We start from the raw sequence: 23,758 nt of genomic DNA on the forward strand, positions 1-23,758 counted from the left end.
TTGCTTAGTTTATTAGTTAATATTTGGATTACTTCTAACTTCACTTAGAGGAATAGGATAATAATCGTGTAGTTCTGGTTTATAGTTCTTAGCTGCTTCATCATATTCATAATCAATCACATTTAAACCTGAAGCACTAGGTGTAACAGGTACTTCGCTTACAGATGAATTAACTCTTGATTTACTTTGTGTACCATCCAACTGGGTTACTGTAACTGTTTTTGCATAAAAAGTTTTTGCTGATAATCGCTCGTAATTTTCTTTAATAATCCCCCATCTTCTTAAATCATTCCAACGAATCTGATGTCCTTCTAAAGATAACTCCAAAGGCTTTTCTACATACATTAAACGTTCCATTAAACTAGTTTCATCATAAACCTGATTATCAAAAGTGGAACTTGGCCATTTTGGATTAGGCTCTCCAAGTAAACGAAGTGCCCAACGATATCTTACTGCATTTATTAGTTCTAATGCCCCTGAAACATTACCTGTTTTAATAAAACATTCTGCCTGCATTAAATACACATCCGCTAATCTATTTACAACAATATTTTTACCTGATGCTCTAGAACCTCTCGGATCTAGTCCTCCTTCTCCAGTTCCTATATCATGATTTGTATATTTTTTATATCTTCCAAATCCCCAACTAAAATCACCTAACTGAACTTTTACTCCTGTTACATTTCCATAATACAAATGAATAGGATCGTTATCATCAACAATTGCAATCATAGAAGATGTTCTTAAAGAAACTGAACGAGTTATAAAATCACCTGGAGAATTAGGATCTTCATATTGATTTCTAGGATCTGCATAATCCATTTCATCTGTTTTATACTCATTAATCAACCATGCTGGCACATTAGGACCTGTATTATCGGTTGTTTTTACCGCTAGTTGATTTGTTAACACATTTTGGCTCCAAACACCTATATCAGTTCTATAATCATTGGTATAATTCAATTCAAATATAGACTCCTCATTAAACTCTCCTGCATTCGTAAAAAGCAAACTTACATCTTCTACCAACTTATAAACACCACTATTAATTACACTATTAAAATATGGAATAGCAAAGACATAGTCTTTTTCATAAAGGTAGCTGGTTCCTATAATAGTGGCTGCAGCACCTTTGGTTATTCTTCCAGCATTATCTTCAGGGTTATTATATTTTTCAGGTAAATTTTCAAAAGCATACACTAAATCATCTCTAAAGAAATCTAACACCTCCTCTGAAGAAGACAAAGGCAATTCAAAATCTTCTGTAGCCACAGGCACTTTATTACGAATAATGATACTTCCATTATTAAAAGATGAATGTAAATAGAAATGCCCTAGTCCTCTAAGAAATCTTGCTTGTCCCATTTGTAACTTCCATAGTTCTAATTCTTCTTCTACAAGCGTATTCTCTATTCTTTCAAGCGCTTCAATTACCTGATTGGCTCTAAAAATAACTTTATAACAAGCATCCCATTTATTTTGTATTAACCCATCGCTACTTGTATATGTTTGTTCATAAACAGTTCTCAAACCATCGTTATTAGATACAGGTCTCCCATAACCTGGCCATCCCATATCAGCTCTTATTCCTTCATTAAGGATTCCTAATACATTTTCATCTAACATTGCATTATAAGCTGCAGCTAAACCAGAATCTGTATCTTTTAAATTTTTCCAAAATGAACTCTTTGAAAGATTGTTTGGGTTTATTTCTGTTAAACTTTCATCATCACAGGCTGCCAATAAAAAAGCAGCTATAAAAATTAATAACGTATGTCTAATTATAGATTTTTTCATCATTCTTATTTTTTAAAAATTTAAATTTAATCCTGCCAAATATTGAGAGGTTATTGGATAATTACCTTTATCTAAACCTCTACTACTAATTCCACCACCAATCTCAGGATCATATCCAGTGTACTTTGTTAGTGTTATTGGATTTTGAGCAGAGACATAGAATCTTAATCTACTAACACCTAGGTTTTTAATTATTTTTTTAGAAAGACTATATCCTAATGTAACTTGTTTCAACCTTAAATAATCTCCTTTTTCTAGCCATTGATCTGTATGTCCTCTATAGTTAGGGTGATTTTTAGAAATACCTCTAAAAGCAGGGATGTTAGATGTTAGGTTTGCTTGTGACCATTGATAAACCAAGTCTTCATGTCTACCGTATGCATAAGCAGTTGCCTTAGATCCATTCATTATTTCATGACCAAGTGCTGCATACCAATTCATAGACATGTCAAACCCTTTATAATCCATATTTAAACTGTAGCCTATTTCATATTCAGGTAATCCACTACCACTATAAATTCTATCTTCTTCACCTATAGAACCATTATCATCAGTATCTCTGTAAATTAAATCTCCTAATTTAGCTCCAGGATTTCCTAAGTTTTTATAAGCTTGTAATTGTTCGTCTGTTTTTATAATACCATCTGTAGGATACAAAAAGAAAGCACCTGCTTCATAACCTTCAGCCAAAGTAGTTACTAAAGAATTATTACGATCTCCATTAATTAAACCATTATCATTAGTAAAAGCAAAGCCACCTAAACCTTGTATTTTGGTAATTTTATTTTTATTAGTTGTAAAAGTTCCATTCATTCTTACATTAATCTTTTTTATTTTTGTACGGTAACCTAAAGCAACCTCTAGACCTTTATTAGTCATATTCCCTATATTTAAAGTTCTTTTAGAAGTACTTCCTGATGAACCTGGTATTGTTACGGGAAACAACATGTCTTTATTTGTCTTATGGTAATATTCTGCTACTAGTGTTATTTTATTCTTAAAAAAACCTAAATCAACACCTATATTTTTTTGAATAGAAGTTTCCCACTTTACTTCACTATTTGCAAAACCAGTTTGTGTTGCACCATTAACAAGCTCTTGTTTACTATCTTTTCCAAAAACATAATCTATATTTGGTGTTATTACTGGACTATAACTATAGTCTCCAAAACTCTCATTCCCTACCTCTCCATAACTAGTTCTTAACTTAAAGTTATTTATAGAACTCTTTAAAGGTGCCCAAAAATATTCATCAGAAATATTCCATGCTAAAGCTGTTGATGGAAAAATATGAGATCGATTTTCAGGTGAAAATCTAGAAGATGCATCACGTCTAACACTTGAACTTAACAGATATTTTCCTTTATAATTATATTGTAAACGAGTTATTACCCCTTGCAATTTATGACGTCTATCTGGTCCTGAATTTACATTTGGATTTTCACTAGTTCCATTCAATGTTTTAATTGAATTATTTAAAACTTTTGATCTACCTGCACTAAATTGTTCTGTATGATAGTCTTCAAAAGTAAATCCTCCCATAAGTATAAAATTGTGATCTTTTTTTATATTAAACTTATAGGTAGCATATGTATTAAAGCTTTGATTTTTTCGTTTTAGAGCAGAGTTACCTACACTACTACTTGATGAAGGACTTAAATTTTTTCCATTAAAGGTTACAACTTCTCGAAAAGGATTAAAAGAATGTCCATAGTTACTACCTGTAGAATAACCATATAAGGCTGTTAGTTTTAAACCTTTAAACAATTCATAATTAATACTAAAATTTGTTTGAGTATTAACATCTTCCCTAGTTCTTTCATTTTCAAAACTCTCTAAAACCCAGCCTGTTCTATTAGTGTCATCATTTGCTCCATTTGTTTCAGTTACAATGACTTCGTCAGGTTTAATAGACAATAAATCTTGTCTATTAGGCTGATATCTAATAATTTGATTCACAAGTGCTCCTGGCGTAAAGTCTCTTTGCTCTGAACTGATTGAAACATTTGCTTTAATATCCAATTTCCCATGTTTATAAGTAGTATTAGCTCTTACATTAAAACGTTCAAAATTTGATTTTACTAATGTTCCTTCCTTTTTAAACAAACCAGTAGTTACACTATAAGTAATATCTTTTGTTCCCCCAGACATATTCAGAGATACTGTTTTTACAGGTTGGTTATCAATTACAACATTCTTAAAAAAATTGGTATCGTATTGAAATTTATTTGTTGGAAATTCTCCCAAAAAAGGATTTTTATCATCTGGAACTAGATTTGATCTTCTTTTCACAAGATCAAAATACGTCTGTTGATTTGCATTCATTAGTCTAGTTGGTGTACCATTTAAGTGTTGTATTCCGTAAGTTGCGTTTGCCCTTATAGACAAAGAACCAGCTTTTCCTTGTTTAGTTGTTATTAAAATAACCCCTGCAGCCCCTCTTGTTCCATAAATAGCTGTAGATGCAGCATCTTTTAATACATCAATTGTTTCAATTTCGTTAGGACTTATATGAGGATCTGAATCCTGAATTAAGCCATCTACAACGTAAAGTGGTGAGTTACTTCCTGCTACACTTGTAATACCTCTAATTAATATTTCTGAAGTTGCTCCAGGTTCACCAGAACTAGAAATAACATTTACACCCGCCATCTGCCCTTGTAAAGCAGTTCCTAAATCTGAAGTTACAATTTGTTCAATATCTTTAGCTTTTATACTAGAAACAGCACCCGTAACCTCCTTCTTTTTTATTGCACCATAACCAATTACAACTACTTCATCTAAATCCTCTAGATTAGTCTGCATTTCTACATTTATTTCTCTTTTTGTCACTTTTATTAACTTAGGATTCATTCCTAAATAACTAAATTTTAAAACATCTCCTATTTTAGCATTGATTGTGTAATTTCCATCAAAGTCTGATATAGTACCAATATTAGACCCTTTAATAACAACTGAAACACCTGGTATTGGCAAATTATCTTCCGAATTCATAATAGTTCCATTAACTCCTATTTTTTGAGCCTGTAATTGGAATCCAAAGACTAGGAACATCATCATTGTTAAATACAATAATCTTTTCCATTTTTTTTTGTAACAAAATAATTTCATGTTTTACGTTTTGGTTAGTTAAAATTCTTTTAATACTTAGTCAAAGTAAGTCTCCTAATAATACCATAGTCCATTCTTACTTTTGAGTAGTTTTATTATCCAAAACTAGGACTATTATTTATTTTTAATACATTTAACATTGAATTAACTGTACTTGTAACGGTTAATTCATTAGTAAAAAAACAACAAAACTCCAGTAAAAATGCTATCTAAAGACAAAAAATACAAAATAACTGAAGATATCCTAAAGAGCGATATTTTACAAAAATCACCTAAAAGTTCCGCCTTACTTAAGTATTTAGTTAAAGCTACATTAGCAGGAGATTATATAAAAGAAGATATTATAGACCTAGAATTCTTTGGAGATAATAATAGATCAGACAAAAATAATTCTAGAGTAAGAGTAAATGTTTACAACCTTCGTAAAAAACTAGATCAATATTATAAAACTGAGGGACGTCAATCAACATGGAAGTTATGTATTGATAAAGGTCAATATAATGTTAGATTTGAACTACAAAACGTAAATAAAACATATTTTCAAAAAATAAAAACCAAGCACGGTATTCCGTATCTTTTACTATTATTCATATCCATAATTTTTATTGCTAAGAGTATTAAATCTAGCCCTCCTTTATGGTCGTCTTTCTTTAAAAACAAAAAAAGCACTATACTAATTATAGGTGATGCATTTGGATTAAAAGGAAAAACAATTACTGGTTATGAAGGTTGGACACGTGATTATCACATTAACTCTACTGAGGAATATTATGAATTTGTAGAAAAAAATCAATCATTAAAAACAACAAACAAACCCTCTAATTATAAATACATCACAGGTATGGGAGCTATTGCTACTCAAAGTATTTCAAAATTATTTTATCCCCTTGATCATGATTTTGAAATACAATTTTCATCAAATACATCTATGAATGATTTAAAAAAAGGGAATTTAATTTATGTTGGTCAATATACAGTTAGCCCTAAAGTAACCACCCTATTTAATGAATTTAATCCCTATTTTAAAATTGTAGAACAAAAACTAATTCTTAATAGACATCCGAATATAAAAGACCAAACCTTTAATACTTATTTTAAAGGAGAAAATAAAGACTTTTCAATTATTTCAAAATTTAAAGGTCCTGAAAACAATGAATGTTTTCTCTTTTTCTCAAATCATGAAATTGGTGTAAAAGCTACAATTGAAAACTTCACAAACAAAAAATTCCTAAAAGAGTTTCATAAAAGACATCTGCTTGATAAGGAAAACTTCACTGCAATTTATCAAGCACATGGAAAAGACAGAACTAATATGGGCTTAAAAGAAATACTGGTTATACCTTTTTAATAAAATTATATTTCTCTATACTCATTTACAGCTAAGATATAAAATATTAACATAATAGAATTAGGCTCTAAGAAACTTGCTTCAAATATTGGTTGATGATTTCGATACTTATCCCGCTATATTCAGCGAATTCTTCAGAGGTAATAAATTGGTGTGGTTGCTTGTCAAAATGCTCTCTAATCTTATTTAAAAGCTTCCTACCATGGCTTTCACTTTTTCCTGTAATACACTGAATGTCTTTTGGATAAATACATGCTCGTACAATTTTCATGATTTTATACTTTAACTATGCTTTATCTATTCTTTATCCATAGGGTAAATATATGATATTTCAGTAATATTTATTATTAACGGTAACTATAACACCCTGTTTTTGAATCCTATATAAGATAATGATTCTTTTGTTATAAATCTTAAAATCATAGTATTATGGCTAAACAAACAGGTATTATCAAATTAAAAGGAACTATCGGAGATATTTCTTTTTACAAAACAACAGATGGACATTTGGCTCGTGCCAAAGGTGGAATTGATGCTCAACGTATCAAAACAGATCCTGCGTTTCAAAGAACTCGTGAAAATGGTTCTGAATTTGGAGCTGCTGGTAAAGGTGGTAAATTGTTAAGAAATGCGATTCGTATTCTTTTACAGAATGCTAAAGACAAGCGTGTTTCTAGTCGATTAACTACTCAAGTATTAAAAGTTGTCAAAACAGACACTACAAACGTTCGTGGGGAAAGAACCATTCAAGATGGGACTTTTGGTTTGTTGGCAAACTTTGAGTTCAACATCAATGGGAAATTAGGTGCTACTATGTTCGCTGCATTCACCAATGCTTTTGATAGAGTTACAGGAGATGCAACCGTAAACATTCCTGTCTTTAAACCTACCACTCACATTGCAGGTCCTTCTGGAACCACTCATTTTAAAATTGTGACTGGTGTGGCTGAATTGGATTTCGAAAACGAAACATTCGCTTTTGACAATGACGAAACCGCTATTTTACCCTATGACACTAATGATACTGCCATCATTGATTTGACAGCTTCTGCTCCTGCAAATTCAACCTTACCAGTCATTCAAGTCTTAGGGATTGAATTCTATCAAGAAGTGAATGGTGAAATGTATCCTTTAAAAAATGGCTCTTACAATGCCTTGGCAATCAAACTTGCTGACAAAGTGTAATTATTCATGGATGTTATTTTACATAGGACCTATTTTAAAGAGGGTACCAACGGTGCTCTCTTTATCAACAATTCTTTTTTAGGATTTGCTATTGAGCTTCCCTGGTTGAACAATCAAAGAAATGTTTCCTGTATTCCAGAAGGAACTTATGTATTAAAACCAAGGTATTCTCAAAAATTCAATCATCATTTGATTTTGGAAAAGGTTAAAAATAGAACACTTATTTTAATTCATCCTGCCAATGATGCCCTTAAAGAATTAAGAGGTTGTATTGCTCCTGTAACCTGTTTGTCAGGAATCGGAAAAGGTACTTCTTCCAGAAATGTATTAAACAAATTGGTTTCTAAATGTTATCAAGCTTTTGATAGAGGGGAAATTGTTAAACTCATTATAAAATCTTAAAACTTATGAAATTACAAGATAGAATTACAGAACCAACACCTTCATTTTTTAGAAAATTAAGAAATATTGGAATTGCATTAGCAGCTAGTGAGGCCATCTTGGCTGCCCCAATTGCTTTGCCTGCTGCACTGATTAGTGTCGCTGGATATGTAGCTGTTGCCGGAACGGTGGCTACTGCGGTGAGTCAAGCTGTAGTCTCAGACAAAAACTAAAAGCTATGGGGAATCTTCAATTAAAATCAACGGTGTTTGGTGGTACGTTGTTTACCACTATCGCAAATATCAAACTACATGATATTTACTTCACTGTGATTATGGCAGTCGTTGGTGCCGTGGTCAGCTTCTTTGTATCACTCCTATTACGTAAGATTTTTTTGAAGTAAATCCTAGTGGTTAGCCTTTAGCTATTCGCTGTTGGCAAAATATTAAAAACTCCTGGTCTTTTGATCAGGAGTTTTTTTGTTTATTCTACTGGATGATATTTAAAACAAGCCTGTATGTATGCTTTTTTCATTTGTTTGATTTTTTCTAAGTTTTCAGACAAACGTGTTTGTTCTTTTTGTAGCACCTCAACAATTTGAATGTGTTTGTCTACTTCCAGAGTTGCTGTTATGCCTTTTTTAAGTGTATTTGAACAATCTTTAATGTTAATGAATGGAATCACACTTCCTCGTAAGTGATATTTGAAATACCCTCCGATTTGCAACATCATACTGAGGCTGAACAATTTGTTTTTATCGTTTTCTGTTCGGGTCATTATAACAAAACAATTGCAACAAGATCTTAATAGTGGTTTTCCACTGTTTAAGCCTTTGTTCAAAATAAAAAAATGAGGTTCTCTGTAGTTTTGACCTTTTTGGTAGGTCTTGATTTCAAAATTAAGCATAGGTATCCAATTTAAATTACGTCGCTACCGCTCCGCTTATTTTTTTTGGAAAAAAGATGCTTTAAAGGTTGTTGCTGTGGCAGATGTTGTCAAGGTTTTTGGTGAAAAGTTTGGTTACTTATTTGAGTGGGTTTTGGAAATACTTATCAAAGTTTTTATCAAAACCCGTAGGGCTTGACCTTTACTACATAAAGCGTTGGATGATGGAAAGCAACGATATTTGCTACCTTTTATACAAAACACATATTATATACTTAAATGATATGAGGCTAAAGACAAGGGGTTGAGAATGGAACGCAGTGAAATGGACAACCTCTTGTAGTGGGGTGGTTTTAGTTGGTAGTTAGAAAAACATCATTTTAACTAGTGAACTTTTTACCTACTAAAAACACATGGAAGATTGTAGTGTAATCTATCGTAGAATTTTACTTAATGAAATGAGGCAAACAAATAATTTTGATAAGGAATACTTGGACTTAGTAAAGTTTTTGTGCCGATGAATGAGGCTAAGGAAAATTTAAGTTATTGAACTCCTACCCCCCACTGTTGTGCTATTATCATCTAAAGCGTTGGAATGCTGGCTATTTAACATAATTGAGTTATAACTATAGCTTTGGTGATGTGGCTGGCTTCAAGGGCTTTATTATAACTACCCATTATGTTACTTAGCTTTGGAAAAGTTTTGTGTTTTTTGATGAAATAACAACGCTTTTGCTTGTGGTGGTTGGAGTTGATTTTATGAAACGCTAAGTACCATATGCAAAAACTACTAGATTTAAAAAAGGCAAAACTTATGCGGCTGTATGCGGGAACAACACAAAACACAGAGGCTTTTGAGCTTTCGACAGGCTCAAGCCAGGGCTAAGCGAAAAAACTGGGTTTTGGGTTGTGGGGGTCAAAACAGATTAAGATATTTAATTTTTAAAAAAAGTGTGTTATGGGTTTAGCGGGGTTGTTTGCTAACTATTGAAGGAGGAACACCGCTTTACCGAGTATTAATTTATTTCATTCGTGGTATTTCACTTTAACAAGTTAATCCTAAATATCTCTTTTGAGTTTCTCTAAAGCAATGGTTAAAGTGTTAATTTCATTTATGACATCACTTTGTTTTGAATGACCTCTCTTATAAATATTGTCATTAGCAATGAAACCTCTATGTTCTATAATTGACTTAACTTTATTAGATAATGTACCTTCTTCTTTCGCAAAGAAAACTAAAGAATATTCCTCATTAATAAATTTCACATCCAAAGTATAAGTAGAATGTCCTTCTTGCCAATCTAAATAAGCGCAAGGAAAATCTTCTATCGTATTTTTTGGAGCTGTATAATAAGCTACTTTATTAAAAGGAGAAAATTCATTCCCTTTAAGATGTTTTATATAAAAGTCTAGACTAAACAATTCGTAGTGAGCTCCTGTGTACGTTTTATAGCCATCCTTTATTAAAACCCAACCATGGTTTGAAATATTTCTTATATATTTTAAATTCCCTAAATAGTTAAATAACTCTTTATTATTTACAAAAGCCAATCTCCAATCATCAATATTATTTGTAGAAATATTTTGATCTATGTACAATTGAAATGAATCTTTAACATTCGAAAAGTCTAAATCAAAAATTTCTAATAAAGCACTATTTGTATCCTTAGAATTTTTATCTCTTAAGAATAACCTTTTCCAACTTACATCACGACCCTTATTACTACCAAAACATTGGTAACCTTTTTCAGTTAAAAGATAATTACTATTAGAAAGCATTGCTCTTTCAAAAATATGTTCTGAAAAATCTTCCTTTCTATGAATTCCCTTTTCATCAAAAAGTTTATTTATTTTTAAGGTCGTGTTTTTAAAATTCTCTTTTTTATTTAAATCTCCTAATAATTGAATATCAAATTCTTCTTTTGCTAAAGAAATTTTAGCTCTAAAGAACCAGAAATTCAGCTGTCTTTCAAAATAAGTAGTTTTTTCTGCTTCTAAAATTATATTTTTCCATTCATCATTAGCAAAAAGTCTATATTTTAATACTTCCTCTAACAGTTGTTGTTCTGTAAATACTGATTTTGTTGTATACTCAAAACTCTCAACCCAATCACCAATATTGTATTCTAGAATTTTTAAATCAATATTCAACTGATCAATTTCTTTTACAGCATTTTGATACAAACTAGGTTTGTCAATAATTGTATTGTCAAAAAGATTAAATAAAATTCTGTGATACTCTCTTAACTGATTCCATTCGTTCACCGAGTATTCTTTAAGAGGCTTCCCTTTATTAGATATAAAAGAAAGTGTAATGAAATTTTTAATTAAATTTGGCCAGGTTGGTTTTATACCTTTTTCTGAAAATTGAAATTCAAAAAACAATTTTAGATATTTATCTTTTACTTCAATAAACTTACCTTCACAATGAGCTAAAACCTGTAAATGATTTATAATATTCTTTTCAAATAACTCATCACATAAATATTCCCAATCAAAGTATTTATTATTAGTTACAATATTAAGTACTTCAAACTCTTTTGTTTCAACATCAAAATTAGTCTCATTTAATTTTACTTCTTTTAAATTATCATATAAAAATAAAAGCTTAAAAAAATTAAAATAAGCGTTGTCAACATCAAAAACAATATCCCCTTTTTGATTCCAGAAAATGTCACTCCATTCAACATCAAACTTTTTTGAATGTGACACCCAAACAGATTTTTCGATTAATTCTTTTTCCTTGATTACATCGAAAAGCCAAGCTTTAAAGTTTTCAAAATAGGATAATTGTTTACCACGAGCATTCATTTTAACGTATAACTCGTCGGATAAATTAAAATCTTTAAGGTCTAGAAAATCAAACCACAAAAGTTGATTTTCAGTTAAATTCACCCAATATTCTTTCAATTGTTTTACTGTCTTTGATTGCCATCTGATATGAATATCCTGAATCATTATCAACATTGCTTTTACTGTAGGATCATTCAACCAAGAAGATGAAAAATATTCTAAATTGGTGATTTCGTTGTAAAGTTTTTTCTCTTTTAAATCTTTTTCTTTTTGCTCTTCTTCCTCAAAGTTTAAGAACATTTGTTCGTCTGTTAGTAGCTTTAAAAAAGACGTTGAGCTCTTACGTGTTTTATATCGAAATCTACTTAAAACCTTTAATCCTACTATATTTCCTATTCTCTTTGCAATATACCAATGAATTAAAAACAACGTAGTTAGTCTTTGTTGACCATCTAAAGGAATTAAATAAACTAAATCTGATTTTACAGAAGACTTATCCTCTATCAATACATCATTTAGCGTAAGGTCTACAGTCAAAGCATAATCTCTAATGCTGTTTACCATAGACTGAATAGCATTCTTATTTTTTCTATTCTCTTCTTCGTTTTTTAAACCATAGATTTTTCCATAAACAAAATCTAAAGAAAGTGTTTCATTGTTGTCTAGTGCCTTAGCTATGGAATTTAAAAAACCTTTCCTAACTTTATTTGCGTGTTCAGTTTCTCTTCCTTGAGCAAAATCTCTTTGTATAGGTGGGATTTCAATACCATATTGATTCAAAATGCTCCAAAGCGTGTTATTTTCATTCATCATTTGTTTATGCTTTTGGAGTTGTACTTTCTAATTTTGTTGGTAAAAACTCGTTTAGTCGTTCTTGAATGGCAACCACATAATTATCACCATCTTCTTTGGTCCAGTTTTTTATATTAATTTCTTTACTAAAGGTTTTATTAAAAGCATTCAATGTTTCATTAGGAATAAATACAGGTTTTCCTTTATCACTATAGCCACTTTTATCAAACTGTAAGATTTTGTTTCTTTTCTCATCAAACAATTTATTACTTAAAGTGCTATTTGTATTTCTATCTAGGAGTAACAAGTTATTAAGGTCGTGTGTGATATCTTCACTTTCAGTAATAATTTTATCAAGATCAGCTTTTAATTCTTTATCTTTTTTTAAATCTTCCATACTTGGATAAGCTTTAATTCTATTAATTAAAGCTGCACCACCCTCTAATTCTCTATAAGCCATAATATCTTCAAACCATTGGGCATAAATATCAATATCTTCAATGTCTTTAGGGGTTTGAGGAATAATATGTTCTATGCTCCATTTTTCTTTTATGAATAACTCAAAAGGAAACTTATGTCCTGCCATATTATCCATATAATAAAAAACATTATACAATAGCAATACTTTCCTTGTTTCTAGATAATAATTCTCGTAATGTAAATGATCTTTGCTATAAATAAAAAACTCATCACCTTCTTCTGTTTTACCTTTCTTTTTAAAATTGGCTCTGACAGTCTTTCTTAATGATTTTTTTAGTTCTTCTTTTGTCTTTCCTTTATTTTCTATCAGTAATTTATCTACTGACTTGATATTTGAATTCGTTAAAAAACCAACAAAATGAAATATTTCAGAATCTTGATACCAATTCAATAATTTGTAATAGAGCTGAATTACATTTTCCCATGATTTTGAAATATCTTTTGTGTCTTTTTGGGAATTGAATTTACCTTCAAAATATCTATAAGCAAAGAAATCGTCAGAGTTATTGGGTTTTTCAAGTAGTAAATCAAACAGGTAGTCTATTCTTGTTCCGTCTTTGTATTTTTCTTCATCTGGTTGAATAAAATACCAAAAGTTATCCTCTTGTAATTGTTTCTCTACACTGTCCCATTCTAAAGCAAACTGATTGATTTGGATATCACTAATAGAAGCCGATTCACTGTTTTTAATATCTAAAATAAAAAGAGCCTTAATTAACTCTGAAGATGTTAAACCTATCTTTCCTTTATTATTATTTAAAAAAACTTTAATGATTTGATTGTCGTTTTCAGAATTATCTAGAGAGTACCAAATTACTTTTACATGATCTAGTAGTTTTTTAATGAATGTGTTTCTTTTTTCTTCATTAAAAAGATAACTCTCAATCCATCTGATTAAGTAACTTGTCACTACAAAAAAATGATAAACATCTACATTGTTGTAATCTTTATTACTGGTTATAAAATCTCTCCATAATTGATTTACAATTTTTAAATCATGATATTCTTTACGCTCCAACTCTTCTTTCGTGATGCTATCAAGATTTGATTTAAAAATTAAAGGAAGTTTTTCTTTTAAGAAAACACCACTTCGTTCCCTTGTTTTAAACTCTATTTCATAAAGACAACTCTTATCTATCCAACCTTTATATTCTAGATATTTTAACAGAAGAAAAATTGTTGTTGTGCGTTGTTGTCCATCTACAACTTCATTATTTGTGAAAATATTATATGTAGTATTGCTTATTTCAATCTTTTCTTTCTGATTCTTAAGAGGCTTTAAAACTAGTGGTTGCAAACAATAAAGACCCTCCTTTTGTTCATAGTTATCAATATCATTTAACAACTCTAATATTTCTTTTTTACTCCATTTATAACCTCTTTGGTAGCTCCCTATTTCAAAAGTTTTATTGCTTAAATTTTTAATGGGAAGTAACAATAATGTGTTCTCATTCTCTATCTGTAATTGAGACATGTTCGATGTTAATTTGCTATTGTTAATTATTTTAAAATCATTGTTTAATACAATTTCTTCTACACTATCCCCATCTGCTTCAAGCTCTAATTTGAATTCTAAATATCTATTTAATGCTTGTCTTAAAGTAGCTAATCCTGTATAAATGTTTCCATCAATTTCTAATGGAAGTTGGGGTTTTACACCTTCTCTTTGATCTTGTTTCGAATATTTAAGTAGTTTTGAAACAGCACTCAGCCGATCCTTTTCATAATGTCCATCAAGATTACCGTAAGCTTGCTCTATTGTACTACAATTACCTAGACGAGAATTTATTGTAGTTGTATCATATTTTTCACTATCAATCAACCAATCTTTAAATTCTTTTCTTAGCATATTTCAATTTAATTTACATTTTACTACTCTCAAAATATATTTTAAATATTTCCTTTTCTCTTGATGACAAATATTTAAACATAAAGTCTTGCTTCAATTTCAGCTCTTGCCATAATTGAATCCCTTAAGAAGCCATCAAGTACTGGTTTTCTAATGAAGGAGAGTTGTAATTTTTCATCAATCTCAAGAGCTTTTAAACATGATATTTTTCTATCATTCTCTGGTATGTGTGATAAATCATTATCATTCATAAATTCCCAATAAAATCGATACCATTTTTCAACTCTACCTTTTACAAAATCTTTATATCTAATATCAATATCATAAATATTCTTCCAAGAGGTGATTTCGTTATTTTTTAACTCTGGACTTGTGTAGTTTATATTCCATATTATATCTTCAGGATTTGAATTGTCTTTTATTATATTAAATGCAACTGTTAGCTGTTGATGGTTAAAATTGAAGGGATAAAATATATAACCTGAAGATACCCCTAATGTATCTTTCTCTCCTTTAGCATCTGGGGAGTTACATTCTTTACAAGACAATACAAGGTTTTCAAAATTTACTGAAGAAAAAGGATATAATGCTTTTGGTAAAAAATGATCGTATTGATCTCTAGTTTTAGATTCTGACATCTTTAACTCTCCAATCCCACAAGTAGGACACAATGTTATGTTTCTATTTAACTTTCTAAATCCATTAAAATGCTCTCTTAAAGTAGTATTATATTTGTCATTAAAACCATTGCCATCTAAAACTTGATTATATAATTTAATGAAGAAATCTCGTAATACCTTTTTTAAACCACTAACAGAATTATCTAATTTAACAGGTGCAATACTACCTTCACAAATTTCTAAAATCTTATTACTGTCTCTAATTTGTTGAATAATTAAAGAGCGCGTAGGTTGATTTAATCTTTTAAGTATATTATAAATTTCAATTAATGGTTCTCTAACTATTCTGGGATGTCTATTGACTATATCAATAAAGTCTGGTTCGAAAAAGATATTTTGAAAAGGCCCCGATTCAAACTCAATTCTATCAAAAAACTGCATTACATGTTTATGTAACATGATATGACAACTGATTAAATATTTATAAGATTTAATCATTCCCTTTATTTATTTCATTCTCTTTTAATATTAGCTCTCTAAATAGAAGTACTTTTTCAACTGATTCACCTAATACCCTGGCTTTTTCTTTTGCTTTTTTAATTTCATCAAGGGTAGTTAATGGCATCTTTTTTATTTCTTCTATAACGTCTAATGATAGTTTTGAAATAGACGCTGTTTTACCAAATATTTCCTCCGTTAATATGTTTACGGATGTGCCAAATGTTCTTATTCCCTTTTCTTTTGCTGTTTTGTGTACAACTTTATTTTTTTCTTTATCAAAAACAATAACGTTTTCAGGCTGACAATCTGAAATAATAAAAGGAGAATGTGATGTTATTAATAAGTCTCTTCTATTATCCAAACCTTTAGAATAATCTTGTTGTAAACAATCTTTTAGAGTTGAAATAAAATTAGATCTCCAGTCTGGGTTAAAATGTGTTTCTGGTTCATCTAAAAGGAATAGAGAATTAGTATCTCTAAATAACATACACAAACCTATTGAATGTATAAATTGATATTCGCCATCCGATAATGATTTGGTATAGATAATTTCATCTATATTATTCAACTTTAATACAACATCTTTAAACCTAAAGATACGTTCTTCATCGTATGGCAAAGGAATGACGTCTTGATTTATATAAATATTCTTAGAATTATAAACTTTCTTCTTAACATTATTTGGTGTTTTATAATTATTTAAATTAAGTAATACTTGAAAGGTTGTAAACAATTCGAAAGCGTCATTTCTAAAATGATATTTAAATGCTTTTCTACATTCATCATCAACAGAAAAGTCTAAAAACCATTCCTTAGATTCATCATTAAAATAAGAAGTAGTACTACATGATTTTAACTTTTCTATTGAAGCGTTTATTATTGAAGTTAACTCTCGTTGTGTTTTATGTTTATTATTTTTATCATCTTTGGAAAGCGTTCTTATTACATCATTATGAGCCTTTTCAAATCTATTTTGTTTTATAACTAATCTAAATGATTTAATATCTTCTAAACCTATTTCATCTTTAAATGGCTTTAATGTCTCTTTTTCTCTTAATAAGTATATTGATAATAAAACTGCCTGATTATAATACTCATCTAAATAGAGAAACCTGTTTTCAGGTTTTGAATAATCTAGATCCTTAATTAAGCGATACAAGTATTCATCGTATTGAATAAAACGCATTTTAAAAAACGGAAGGTTTACAGTTTGATTTTCTCCTGAAGAATAAGCAATTATGAAATCGGGTAAAAAAATTTTGACATCTTTTCTTTCAAGTAGAGTTTTTGAATTTCCAACACATTTTTCTCTATTGATCCAGTGAACTTCTGGCGATTTGTTTTTTTCCTTGATAATCTTGATATGAGCATCATAACCAATATTATATTCGTGACTATAATCTCTTCTAGAATAATCTCCTTTTATATAGTACAAATACTCTAATTCAAAAGCATCAGGATTAGAATTTTCCGAGAAAAAACCCTCTGTATGCACACGATTAAAATCTCCTTCCCCACTAAACCCTATAGGCCTAAAGTCCAAGTATATACATTCTATGTGGTAAAATATTTCTGCTAATACTTCTAAAACATTAGATTTACCAGAACCATTTCTTCCTACTAGGCAATAGGGCATAAAGTCCCACAACTTGTCAATATTTGATGTGTTAAGAAAATCAATTTCAAAGCCATTTTGCAGGCTTCTAAACGTGCTATTTAGTTTAAGCCTTAAAAGCTTCATCTGTTAGTTTTAGTTTTATTATGTTATCAGTTTCGTCAAAAAATCGTTTAATCAAAGGTGGTTTAGCTTCAATAAAACTAAAAATATACTCTTTCCAAACTTCATAATTAAAATCTTGACCTTTTGGTATGAAGTCTGAATTGAATTTCGACTCAACATCACCTAATGTGAATTTTTTATTTTTAAAATTATCTTTTAAATAAAATTGTACAAATAATTTTTCATCTACAAAATTTGTTTCGATAGAATAGTCATTGGCATAATTTTTCATTTGCAAATCAGTGGGTATTCCTATAAAATCTAAATAAGTAATATTAGTAATGTCACGTTTTTCTTTGGATTTAGCCTTAAAGCCTTCTAATTCTTTCTTAGAAAATTCAGGTCTTTTCTCTTTCTCTTTGGGTGGCTCTAAAGAGCCTGCTACAGGTGTTTTAATATCTATAACAGAATCTAAAACACCTGATGTTGTGGATACTGCATTACTAGAACCAGATATTTTAACCTTACCAAAATCCAACTCCCCTTTAAAGGCTTTTTGACTTAAACTACCATATAGGTTTTCTAATTCTTGTAAATGTGCTTCGTACTTTTGCTTAAGAAATTCAACTTTTTTAACAATTACACTGAATTTTTTTTGCAATTGAAGTTTTGGTACAGGAATTTCTAATGATTTCATGCTACCAACATTAAAATGCTTATGAATACCACCAACTTCTCTTGCAGATATTAACATTTTACCTCGGTCAGAATTTAATAAATAAGCAAGGTATTCAGGTGAAATTTGGTCTCTTTTAATTTTTGCTATTATCAAGTCAATACAATTACAATCATCTAATTCATTAGGTATAACTGCTGCAGTACCTGTGTTACCAGTTCTTACAATAACTACATCTCCTGTCTTCAATATTGATTTAGAAAGTGTAGTTTCATGAGATTCCCTAGGGAAATAAACAATTTTATCTAAATTTATTCTGTTAGGCTTTATATTTAATGATCGTAACGCTATAACTCCTTTATCTACATAATGTGATGCTGGTCTAACAACAACTCCAACCGATATTTGGCTACAAAATTCACTTCCCGCTTTTAATTCCCATCCCTTATTGTTAATTGCAGGATCCCCAAACATTTCCAAAAAAGTAGACTTCAACAATTCATCTAATAACGCAATACTTTCTTTACGTTTTTGTATTAAATTTTCACAATTAGATAAAACTTTTGCTATGCGTTTTTGGTTTTTAAGAGAAGGTACAGGAATTAAATGATTTTCAAAGTCTCTTTTTGTAACATGTCGCATGGTTGAGCCATGTGCATATTTTTCTAAATCTCGAATTGTATCTTTAAGTACTTGAACAAAATAATCCTTGATTATAACTTTATCATTAAATTCAACTTTAAAGATATGCTGATTTAATAAAGCATTATCTCTTTTCCATTCAAATACATCTATTGTCGCTGACCAAGAAACTAAGACATCACCTTTTGATATATAATATTTCTCAGGTACTTTTTTGTTGGTATAATTGAATACTTTGTTTGAATCAGTTAAATTTTGAATCCTAATAATTGGGACACCACTATTTGCCCAATCAGTCGGCTTAAAAGCAAAACCATTTATAAAACTAGCAACATCTTTTAATTTTAATAATTTCATCTAAAACAACTCCTTTAATTCATTCAATCCTTCAGAAATCTCTTGTTCCAAACCTTTTTCAATGACCTCTCCATTAGCATCAAACTTTCCTAATAATTTTTCTAAAATTAAATCTGGTTTTTCATAGACTATTTCTTCAAAAACTTCTTCTTTATAGCGTGAAAAACTTAAATCGTAACCTTCGTCTTTAATTTCTTTCTTCGATACAAAAAAGTGTTTTGCTTTTCGGTCGTTTTCTTGTTTAGGATCTCTTGTTTTGTAGTTAGTAATTATGTCTTGTAAATCGCCATAATCGTTATTGCCCTCTTTATCTTTTAATTTAGCACGTTTATCATCTAAGGTGTAACCATCACTTTCCATATCGTAAAACCAAACGTTTTCGGTTTCACCTCCTTTTGTGAAAATTAAAATAGCCGTACTTACTCCTGCATAAGGCTTAAAGGCTCCACTAGGTATGGTTACTACTGCTTTTAATTCCGATTTTTCAATCATTAACTTTCTAGCATCTACAAAAGCTTTACCAGAACCAAATAATACACCTTGTGGTATTACAATACCAGCAGTTCCTCCCATTTTAAGCATGTTGTAAATACGCTCTATAAATAGTAATTCCGTTTTGGTAGTTTTAAGGCTTAACTCTTCGTGTATATCACCTTTGTCTACATTTCCTGTAAATGGTGGGTTTGCTAATACCACATCGTACTCGCTAGTTTCAAAGTAGCTTTTACTTAAAGTATCTTTGTAATCTATTTGTGGGCTTTCTATACCATGCATCATCAGGTTCATTAAACCTAAACGCACCATGGTTTGGTCTATATCATACCCTTGTAAGCTACTGCCTAAAATTCCTTTAACATCTTCGGTTAATAATGCGCTTCGGCTACTGCGGATAAAACCATCTTCATCTGGTTGTTGTTTGTCTTTTTCTTTATCTAACTGCGTTACCATGTATTGGTAAGCACCTAATAAAAAACCACCTGTACCACAAGCAGGATCCGCAATGCGTTGTCCTAGTTTTGGGTTCACCAATTCAGCCAATAATTTGATGATATGCCTTGGCGTTCTAAACTGTCCGTTTTTACCTGCAGAAGCAATTTCGCTTAATAACATTTCGTACACATCCCCTTGAATGTCTTGAAAATCTTGACCGTTTTGGGTAGCATCTTGCTCCATTAGGTCAAAAATATCATCAATACTTTTTACTGCTTCTAATAATAACGATGGTTTGGGTATAATAAACACTGCATTCGCCATGTGCTTTACAAATGGTGACTCATCAGTATCTAAAGTTTTAATAAATGGAAACACATAACGTTGCACATGTTGCAACATGTCGTCTGCAGGCAAGCGTTTAAAATTACTCCAACGTAAGTCTTGTTTGTCTATTCCGTTTTGATTGTTTTCTTCGTCTTGTTTTGTGGCGAAAAATGTTCCCTTAAATTTTGAAGTATAAAGATCTCCTGTGAATTCAGCTTTCGATAATTCTTCTAAATCATTTTCATCATACTTTTTCATAAATAGCAAATAGGTAATTTGCTCTATGGCTGTTAGTGGGTTTGAAATACCACCAGACCAGAATTTATTCCAGAGGTCATTTATTTTTGATGCAATTTGAGGATTGCTATTGATTAAGCTCATATTAGGCTATAAATTTTTCTGTTAATGTTAGAATGTCTTTTATTTCGTTCGGCGAAAATACACCACGTATTCCTTTTGAATGAATAATTGTAAAGGGTGCTTGTATTAAATCGCGTTTTTCAATAGAACCATGTTCTATAATATAATTTTTCAGCAAGTTTAAAAATTCTATTTGTCTTGTGGTTAAATAGGTATGTTCTGTAATAAATTGCTGTACTGCTTTTGTAACTTGATCATCAAATCTTTCTAAAATTTCTATTCCTAGGATGTGTTTTATAAACTGAATGAATTTTGCTTTTTGATGATTGTACACTTTGCGTAATAAAGCTTCCGTTATATGTGGATCTGCATCGTGTAATTCTTCGGCTAAAGCATTGGCTTCCTCTTCTGTAATGGTTTTACCACCTTTTAATTTTTGTAAAATAGTATTACGTTCTGTGAGTTCTTTTACTTTAGCCTCTACCATTTCTCGATATTTAGAGATGCTTACAGCTTCATTTTCTGGACCAAACTCTACCAATTCTTTTGTTTTTAAAACATCTTCTAGATTTAGTCTAGTTGCTCCAGAAGGTACTATAGTTGGTTCTCTAAAATGGATTAAAGGTGCAATAGTTTCAGCTAAGATATCAAAATCAGTATCTGAAACCGTACTCCAAAAATGATTGGTTATAACTTGATTGATATAGCTTTTATGTTTGGCTACGCTATTAATAGTTAAAGGGAGTTCGCTAACAATATTGATGATATTTTCTTTAAGGGTATCAAACTGATCTGCTTCTTCAGCTAAATGAGCAATAGAAACTTCTAAAACGTCTTTTTCAAAGCGCATGGCTTTAAAGTTGACTTGTGAAACGGTTCTGAATAATGGTTTTATGTTATTTCTTAAAAACTCTATATTATTTGAGCTTGGATTTTTCCAAAAGTCTAGAGATTCTACCAAAGTAATATCAGACTTAGCATCTTGAATGACCACTGATTTTTTTGGCAATTCTGAAATCTGCTCTCTAAGTTTATTTATTTCTTTTACTGCAATGCCTCTTTCGTCTAATTCTAAGGCGAGTTCAATTTTATCTAAACGCAATCCAAAGTAACGAACAGGTAATGGTATTTGTGCTTTTAATTCTTTTCCTTTTGGGTTTAATTTGAAATATTCAAAATTATCCCAACTGTCTAGTATTAAAAAATTATCTTTTTCAGGACACCATGGTTTTATTTTGGTGGGTTCTAGCAACCTTGTACCACGACCAATCATTTGCCAAAATTTAGTGTAAGAATATACCGGTTTAGCAAATACTAGATTGACTAATTCTCTAACATCAATTCCTGTATCCAACATATCTACACTAATGGCAATTCTAGGCATGTTGTTATTTGTAAATTGGTGTAGTAATCCGCCCTTACCATAAACTCTAGAATCATCTGATACCATTACTTTCGCTAGTTCTCCAGCATATTCAGGGTATAGCACATCAAATATTTCTTCTATACGTCTTGCGTGTGCTTTTGTAGCACAAAAGAAAATCGTTTTACCAGGAAGTACACCATCTGGATCTTTTATAGATTCCTCCATAAACTCCTTAACAATAGTAACGTTTGTCCCTTTATTAATCACTGATTTTTCAAGTTCAGTCCCTTCAAAATTTATTTCAGCAACTTCTTTTCCTTGCAGAATCAGTCGTTTTTGGTCTTCTAAACTAATTGTTCTTTTGCTTATACCTTCTTCTTGAAACTTGGTTTGAATTTTCATCACCTGAAAACTGCTCAAATAAGGCGGCATATTATTTACAGCTTCTTCATACGAATAAGCAAACGTTGGTAAACCATCTTCACACTCAAATAACTTAAATGTGTTATGGTCAATAACATTCGTAGGTGTTGCTGTTAATCCTAATGTTATGGTGTTGAAATAATCTAGAACTTCACCATAAGTATTGTAGATAGAACGGTGACTTTCATCCACCACTATTAAATCAAAGAAATGAGGGGATAATGTGTTTAATTCATCTCTAACAATGTTTAACATCGTTGGATAGGTTGAAACATAAATACGTCTGTCTGTAGCTATATTCTTTTCCCCGACTTTTGGCCAAGTGGGTTCATTGGGCAAATGTTCTTTGAAAGCTTCTAATCCTTGATTACGAAGTGCAATTCTATCTACTAAGAACAATACACGTTCTGCCCAATGTGATCGCATTAAAGCATCCACTAAAGCTATACAAGTTCTTGTTTTACCAGTTCCTGTTGCCATTACTAATAAAAACATTTTGCGTTTCCTTTCAATGCCTTCCATTACAGAACGAATGGCTTGAATTTGATAATCACGTCCTGCAATATCAGTATTGATTAATTCTGATGCTAATGGCTTTCTATTTTTTCTAATGTATAAATAGCGATCTAAGTCGTCTCGTTTAGGAAAACCAATTACTTTTCTAGGGGGATAATTTCCTAAATCCCAAAAGAATATTTCGTGACCATTGGTGTAAAAACAAAATGGTAATTCTCCTCCAGATTCCTTTTGAATATTTAAGCAATATTGTTTTGCCTGCTCTCTTCCTATTTCGGCATCGGTTGTAGATTTTTTTGCTTCAACTACCGCTAAAGCTTTTCCGTTTTTACCTAAAAGGACGTAATCACTAAATTGATTGGTATTGTATTTAGAATCAGGTTCACTTGTAGATGAATCCAAACCTATATTATATTCAATAACTACTTGAGATTGGTCATTAATGTTCCAACCAGCTTCTTGAAGTTGGTTGTCTATTAATTCTTTCCTAGTTGTTGACTCATTCATAGCAATAAAAGATAAATATACAAAGTAGTCATAATATTTAAGCTTGTTTCTTAGGATTTGTTAGGGTTGGTTAATTTATGTGGGTGGAGTGCACTTTATTGGTATCAAGTAGTTGGTATTTAGTATCTAGATTTTGGTTTTTAGCAATTAGCTGATTGGGAGTGAGTGGATGCATCTCGACTGCGCTCGATG

At 30.6% G+C, this 23,758-nt stretch carries 15 protein-coding genes; 4 read left to right on the forward strand and 11 right to left on the reverse strand.

What is annotated here, in order from left to right:
• Positions 1-12: 12 nt before the first annotated feature.
• Positions 13-1,797: a RagB/SusD family nutrient uptake outer membrane protein gene (locus Q4548_RS12690; protein WP_303455639.1), complete on the reverse strand. Its 1,785-nt coding sequence runs from the start codon at positions 1,795-1,797 to the stop codon at positions 13-15.
• Positions 1,798-1,809: 12 nt separating this feature from the next.
• Positions 1,810-4,908, reverse strand: coding sequence for a TonB-dependent receptor (locus tag Q4548_RS12695; RefSeq protein WP_303455640.1), 3,099 nt, complete (start codon positions 4,906-4,908; stop codon positions 1,810-1,812).
• Between the two features lie 202 nt (positions 4,909-5,110).
• Here Q4548_RS12695 and Q4548_RS12700 point away from each other — a divergent pair, with 202 nt between their 5' ends.
• A complete protein-coding gene (locus Q4548_RS12700) occupies positions 5,111-6,256 on the forward strand; it encodes a hypothetical protein (protein WP_303455642.1) in 1,146 nt (381 codons plus the stop codon).
• A gap of 67 nt (positions 6,257-6,323) precedes the next feature.
• On the opposite strand, the gene Q4548_RS12705 is transcribed toward Q4548_RS12700, so the two are convergent.
• On the reverse strand, positions 6,324-6,527 hold the full coding sequence (locus Q4548_RS12705; protein ID WP_303455643.1) for a hypothetical protein: 204 nt from the start codon (positions 6,525-6,527) through the stop codon (positions 6,324-6,326).
• A gap of 158 nt (positions 6,528-6,685) precedes the next feature.
• Here Q4548_RS12705 and Q4548_RS12710 point away from each other — a divergent pair, with 158 nt between their 5' ends.
• Genes Q4548_RS12710 through Q4548_RS12720 form a run of 3 tightly spaced genes read left to right on the forward strand, consistent with a single transcriptional unit; the run spans position 6,686 to position 8,055 of the window.
• Positions 6,686-7,441 carry a hypothetical protein gene (locus Q4548_RS12710; protein ID WP_303455644.1) on the forward strand — a complete coding sequence of 252 codons (756 nt, stop codon included), beginning with the start codon at positions 6,686-6,688 and terminating at the stop codon, positions 7,439-7,441.
• A 6-nt stretch (positions 7,442-7,447) separates the two neighbouring features.
• Entirely contained in the window at positions 7,448-7,843 is a 396-nt protein-coding gene (locus Q4548_RS12715) for a DUF5675 family protein (protein ID WP_303455646.1), read from the forward strand.
• A gap of 5 nt (positions 7,844-7,848) precedes the next feature.
• Positions 7,849-8,055 (forward strand): hypothetical protein, encoded by a 207-nt coding sequence (locus tag Q4548_RS12720; protein ID WP_303455648.1) that lies wholly within the window; start codon positions 7,849-7,851, stop codon positions 8,053-8,055.
• Positions 8,056-8,305: 250 nt separating this feature from the next.
• Here the strand turns inward: Q4548_RS12720 and Q4548_RS17385 are convergent, their stop codons facing one another.
• From Q4548_RS17385 to Q4548_RS12760, 8 genes are all read right to left on the reverse strand, one after another.
• Positions 8,306-8,728, reverse strand: a complete 423-nt coding sequence (locus Q4548_RS17385; protein WP_408068636.1) for a DUF6943 family protein — start codon at positions 8,726-8,728, stop codon at positions 8,306-8,308.
• 1,038 nt (positions 8,729-9,766) lie between these two features.
• Complete coding sequence (locus Q4548_RS12730; RefSeq protein ID WP_303455651.1) at positions 9,767-12,313, reverse strand: DUF262 domain-containing protein; 2,547 nt, start codon at positions 12,311-12,313, stop codon at positions 9,767-9,769.
• Between the two features lie 4 nt (positions 12,314-12,317).
• Positions 12,318-14,621, reverse strand: coding sequence for a DUF262 domain-containing protein (locus tag Q4548_RS12735; RefSeq protein ID WP_303455652.1), 2,304 nt, complete (start codon positions 14,619-14,621; stop codon positions 12,318-12,320).
• A gap of 74 nt (positions 14,622-14,695) precedes the next feature.
• Entirely contained in the window at positions 14,696-15,739 is a 1,044-nt protein-coding gene (locus tag Q4548_RS12740) for an HNH endonuclease (RefSeq protein WP_303455653.1), read from the reverse strand.
• The gene (locus tag Q4548_RS12745) at positions 15,732-17,483 is read right to left on the reverse strand and encodes a restriction system-associated AAA family ATPase (protein ID WP_303455655.1); all 1,752 of its coding nucleotides are present in this window, start codon (positions 17,481-17,483) and stop codon (positions 15,732-15,734) included. The genes Q4548_RS12740 and Q4548_RS12745 overlap by 8 nt, the downstream gene beginning before the upstream one ends.
• Positions 17,464-19,137 (reverse strand): restriction endonuclease subunit S, encoded by a 1,674-nt coding sequence (locus Q4548_RS12750; RefSeq protein ID WP_303455657.1) that lies wholly within the window; start codon positions 19,135-19,137, stop codon positions 17,464-17,466. Before Q4548_RS12750 ends, Q4548_RS12745 begins: the two co-directional genes overlap by 20 nt.
• Positions 19,138-20,775, reverse strand: coding sequence for an N-6 DNA methylase (locus Q4548_RS12755; protein WP_303455658.1), 1,638 nt, complete (start codon positions 20,773-20,775; stop codon positions 19,138-19,140).
• Between the two features lies 1 nt (position 20,776).
• Positions 20,777-23,566: a DEAD/DEAH box helicase family protein gene (locus Q4548_RS12760; protein WP_303455660.1), complete on the reverse strand. Its 2,790-nt coding sequence runs from the start codon at positions 23,564-23,566 to the stop codon at positions 20,777-20,779.
• Positions 23,567-23,758: the final 192 nt, after the last annotated feature.

The sequence above is a fragment of the Wenyingzhuangia sp. 2_MG-2023 genome (genome assembly GCF_030548295.1).
In the GTDB taxonomy this organism is placed as follows: domain Bacteria; phylum Bacteroidota; class Bacteroidia; order Flavobacteriales; family Flavobacteriaceae; genus Wenyingzhuangia.

Excerpts from the sequence above, each read along its gene's own strand:
- Q4548_RS12690 (WP_303455639.1), bottom strand. The coding sequence starts at position 1,797 with ATGAAAAAATCTATAATTAGACATACGTTATTAATTTTTATAGCTGCT.
- Q4548_RS12695 (WP_303455640.1), bottom strand. The coding sequence starts at position 4,908 with ATGAAATTATTTTGTTACAAAAAAAAATGGAAAAGATTATTGTATTTA.
- Q4548_RS12700 (WP_303455642.1), top strand. The coding sequence starts at position 5,111 with ATGCTATCTAAAGACAAAAAATACAAAATAACTGAAGATATCCTAAAG.
- Q4548_RS12705 (WP_303455643.1), bottom strand. The coding sequence starts at position 6,527 with ATGAAAATTGTACGAGCATGTATTTATCCAAAAGACATTCAGTGTATT.
- Q4548_RS12710 (WP_303455644.1), top strand. The coding sequence starts at position 6,686 with ATGGCTAAACAAACAGGTATTATCAAATTAAAAGGAACTATCGGAGAT.
- Q4548_RS12715 (WP_303455646.1), top strand. The coding sequence starts at position 7,448 with ATGGATGTTATTTTACATAGGACCTATTTTAAAGAGGGTACCAACGGT.
- Q4548_RS12720 (WP_303455648.1), top strand. The coding sequence starts at position 7,849 with ATGAAATTACAAGATAGAATTACAGAACCAACACCTTCATTTTTTAGA.
- Q4548_RS17385 (WP_408068636.1), bottom strand. The coding sequence starts at position 8,728 with ATGCTTAATTTTGAAATCAAGACCTACCAAAAAGGTCAAAACTACAGA.
- Q4548_RS12730 (WP_303455651.1), bottom strand. The coding sequence starts at position 12,313 with ATGATGAATGAAAATAACACGCTTTGGAGCATTTTGAATCAATATGGT.
- Q4548_RS12735 (WP_303455652.1), bottom strand. The coding sequence starts at position 14,621 with ATGCTAAGAAAAGAATTTAAAGATTGGTTGATTGATAGTGAAAAATAT.
- Q4548_RS12740 (WP_303455653.1), bottom strand. The coding sequence starts at position 15,739 with ATGATTAAATCTTATAAATATTTAATCAGTTGTCATATCATGTTACAT.
- Q4548_RS12745 (WP_303455655.1), bottom strand. The coding sequence starts at position 17,483 with ATGAAGCTTTTAAGGCTTAAACTAAATAGCACGTTTAGAAGCCTGCAA.
- Q4548_RS12750 (WP_303455657.1), bottom strand. The coding sequence starts at position 19,137 with ATGAAATTATTAAAATTAAAAGATGTTGCTAGTTTTATAAATGGTTTT.
- Q4548_RS12755 (WP_303455658.1), bottom strand. The coding sequence starts at position 20,775 with ATGAGCTTAATCAATAGCAATCCTCAAATTGCATCAAAAATAAATGAC.
- Q4548_RS12760 (WP_303455660.1), bottom strand. The coding sequence starts at position 23,566 with ATGAATGAGTCAACAACTAGGAAAGAATTAATAGACAACCAACTTCAA.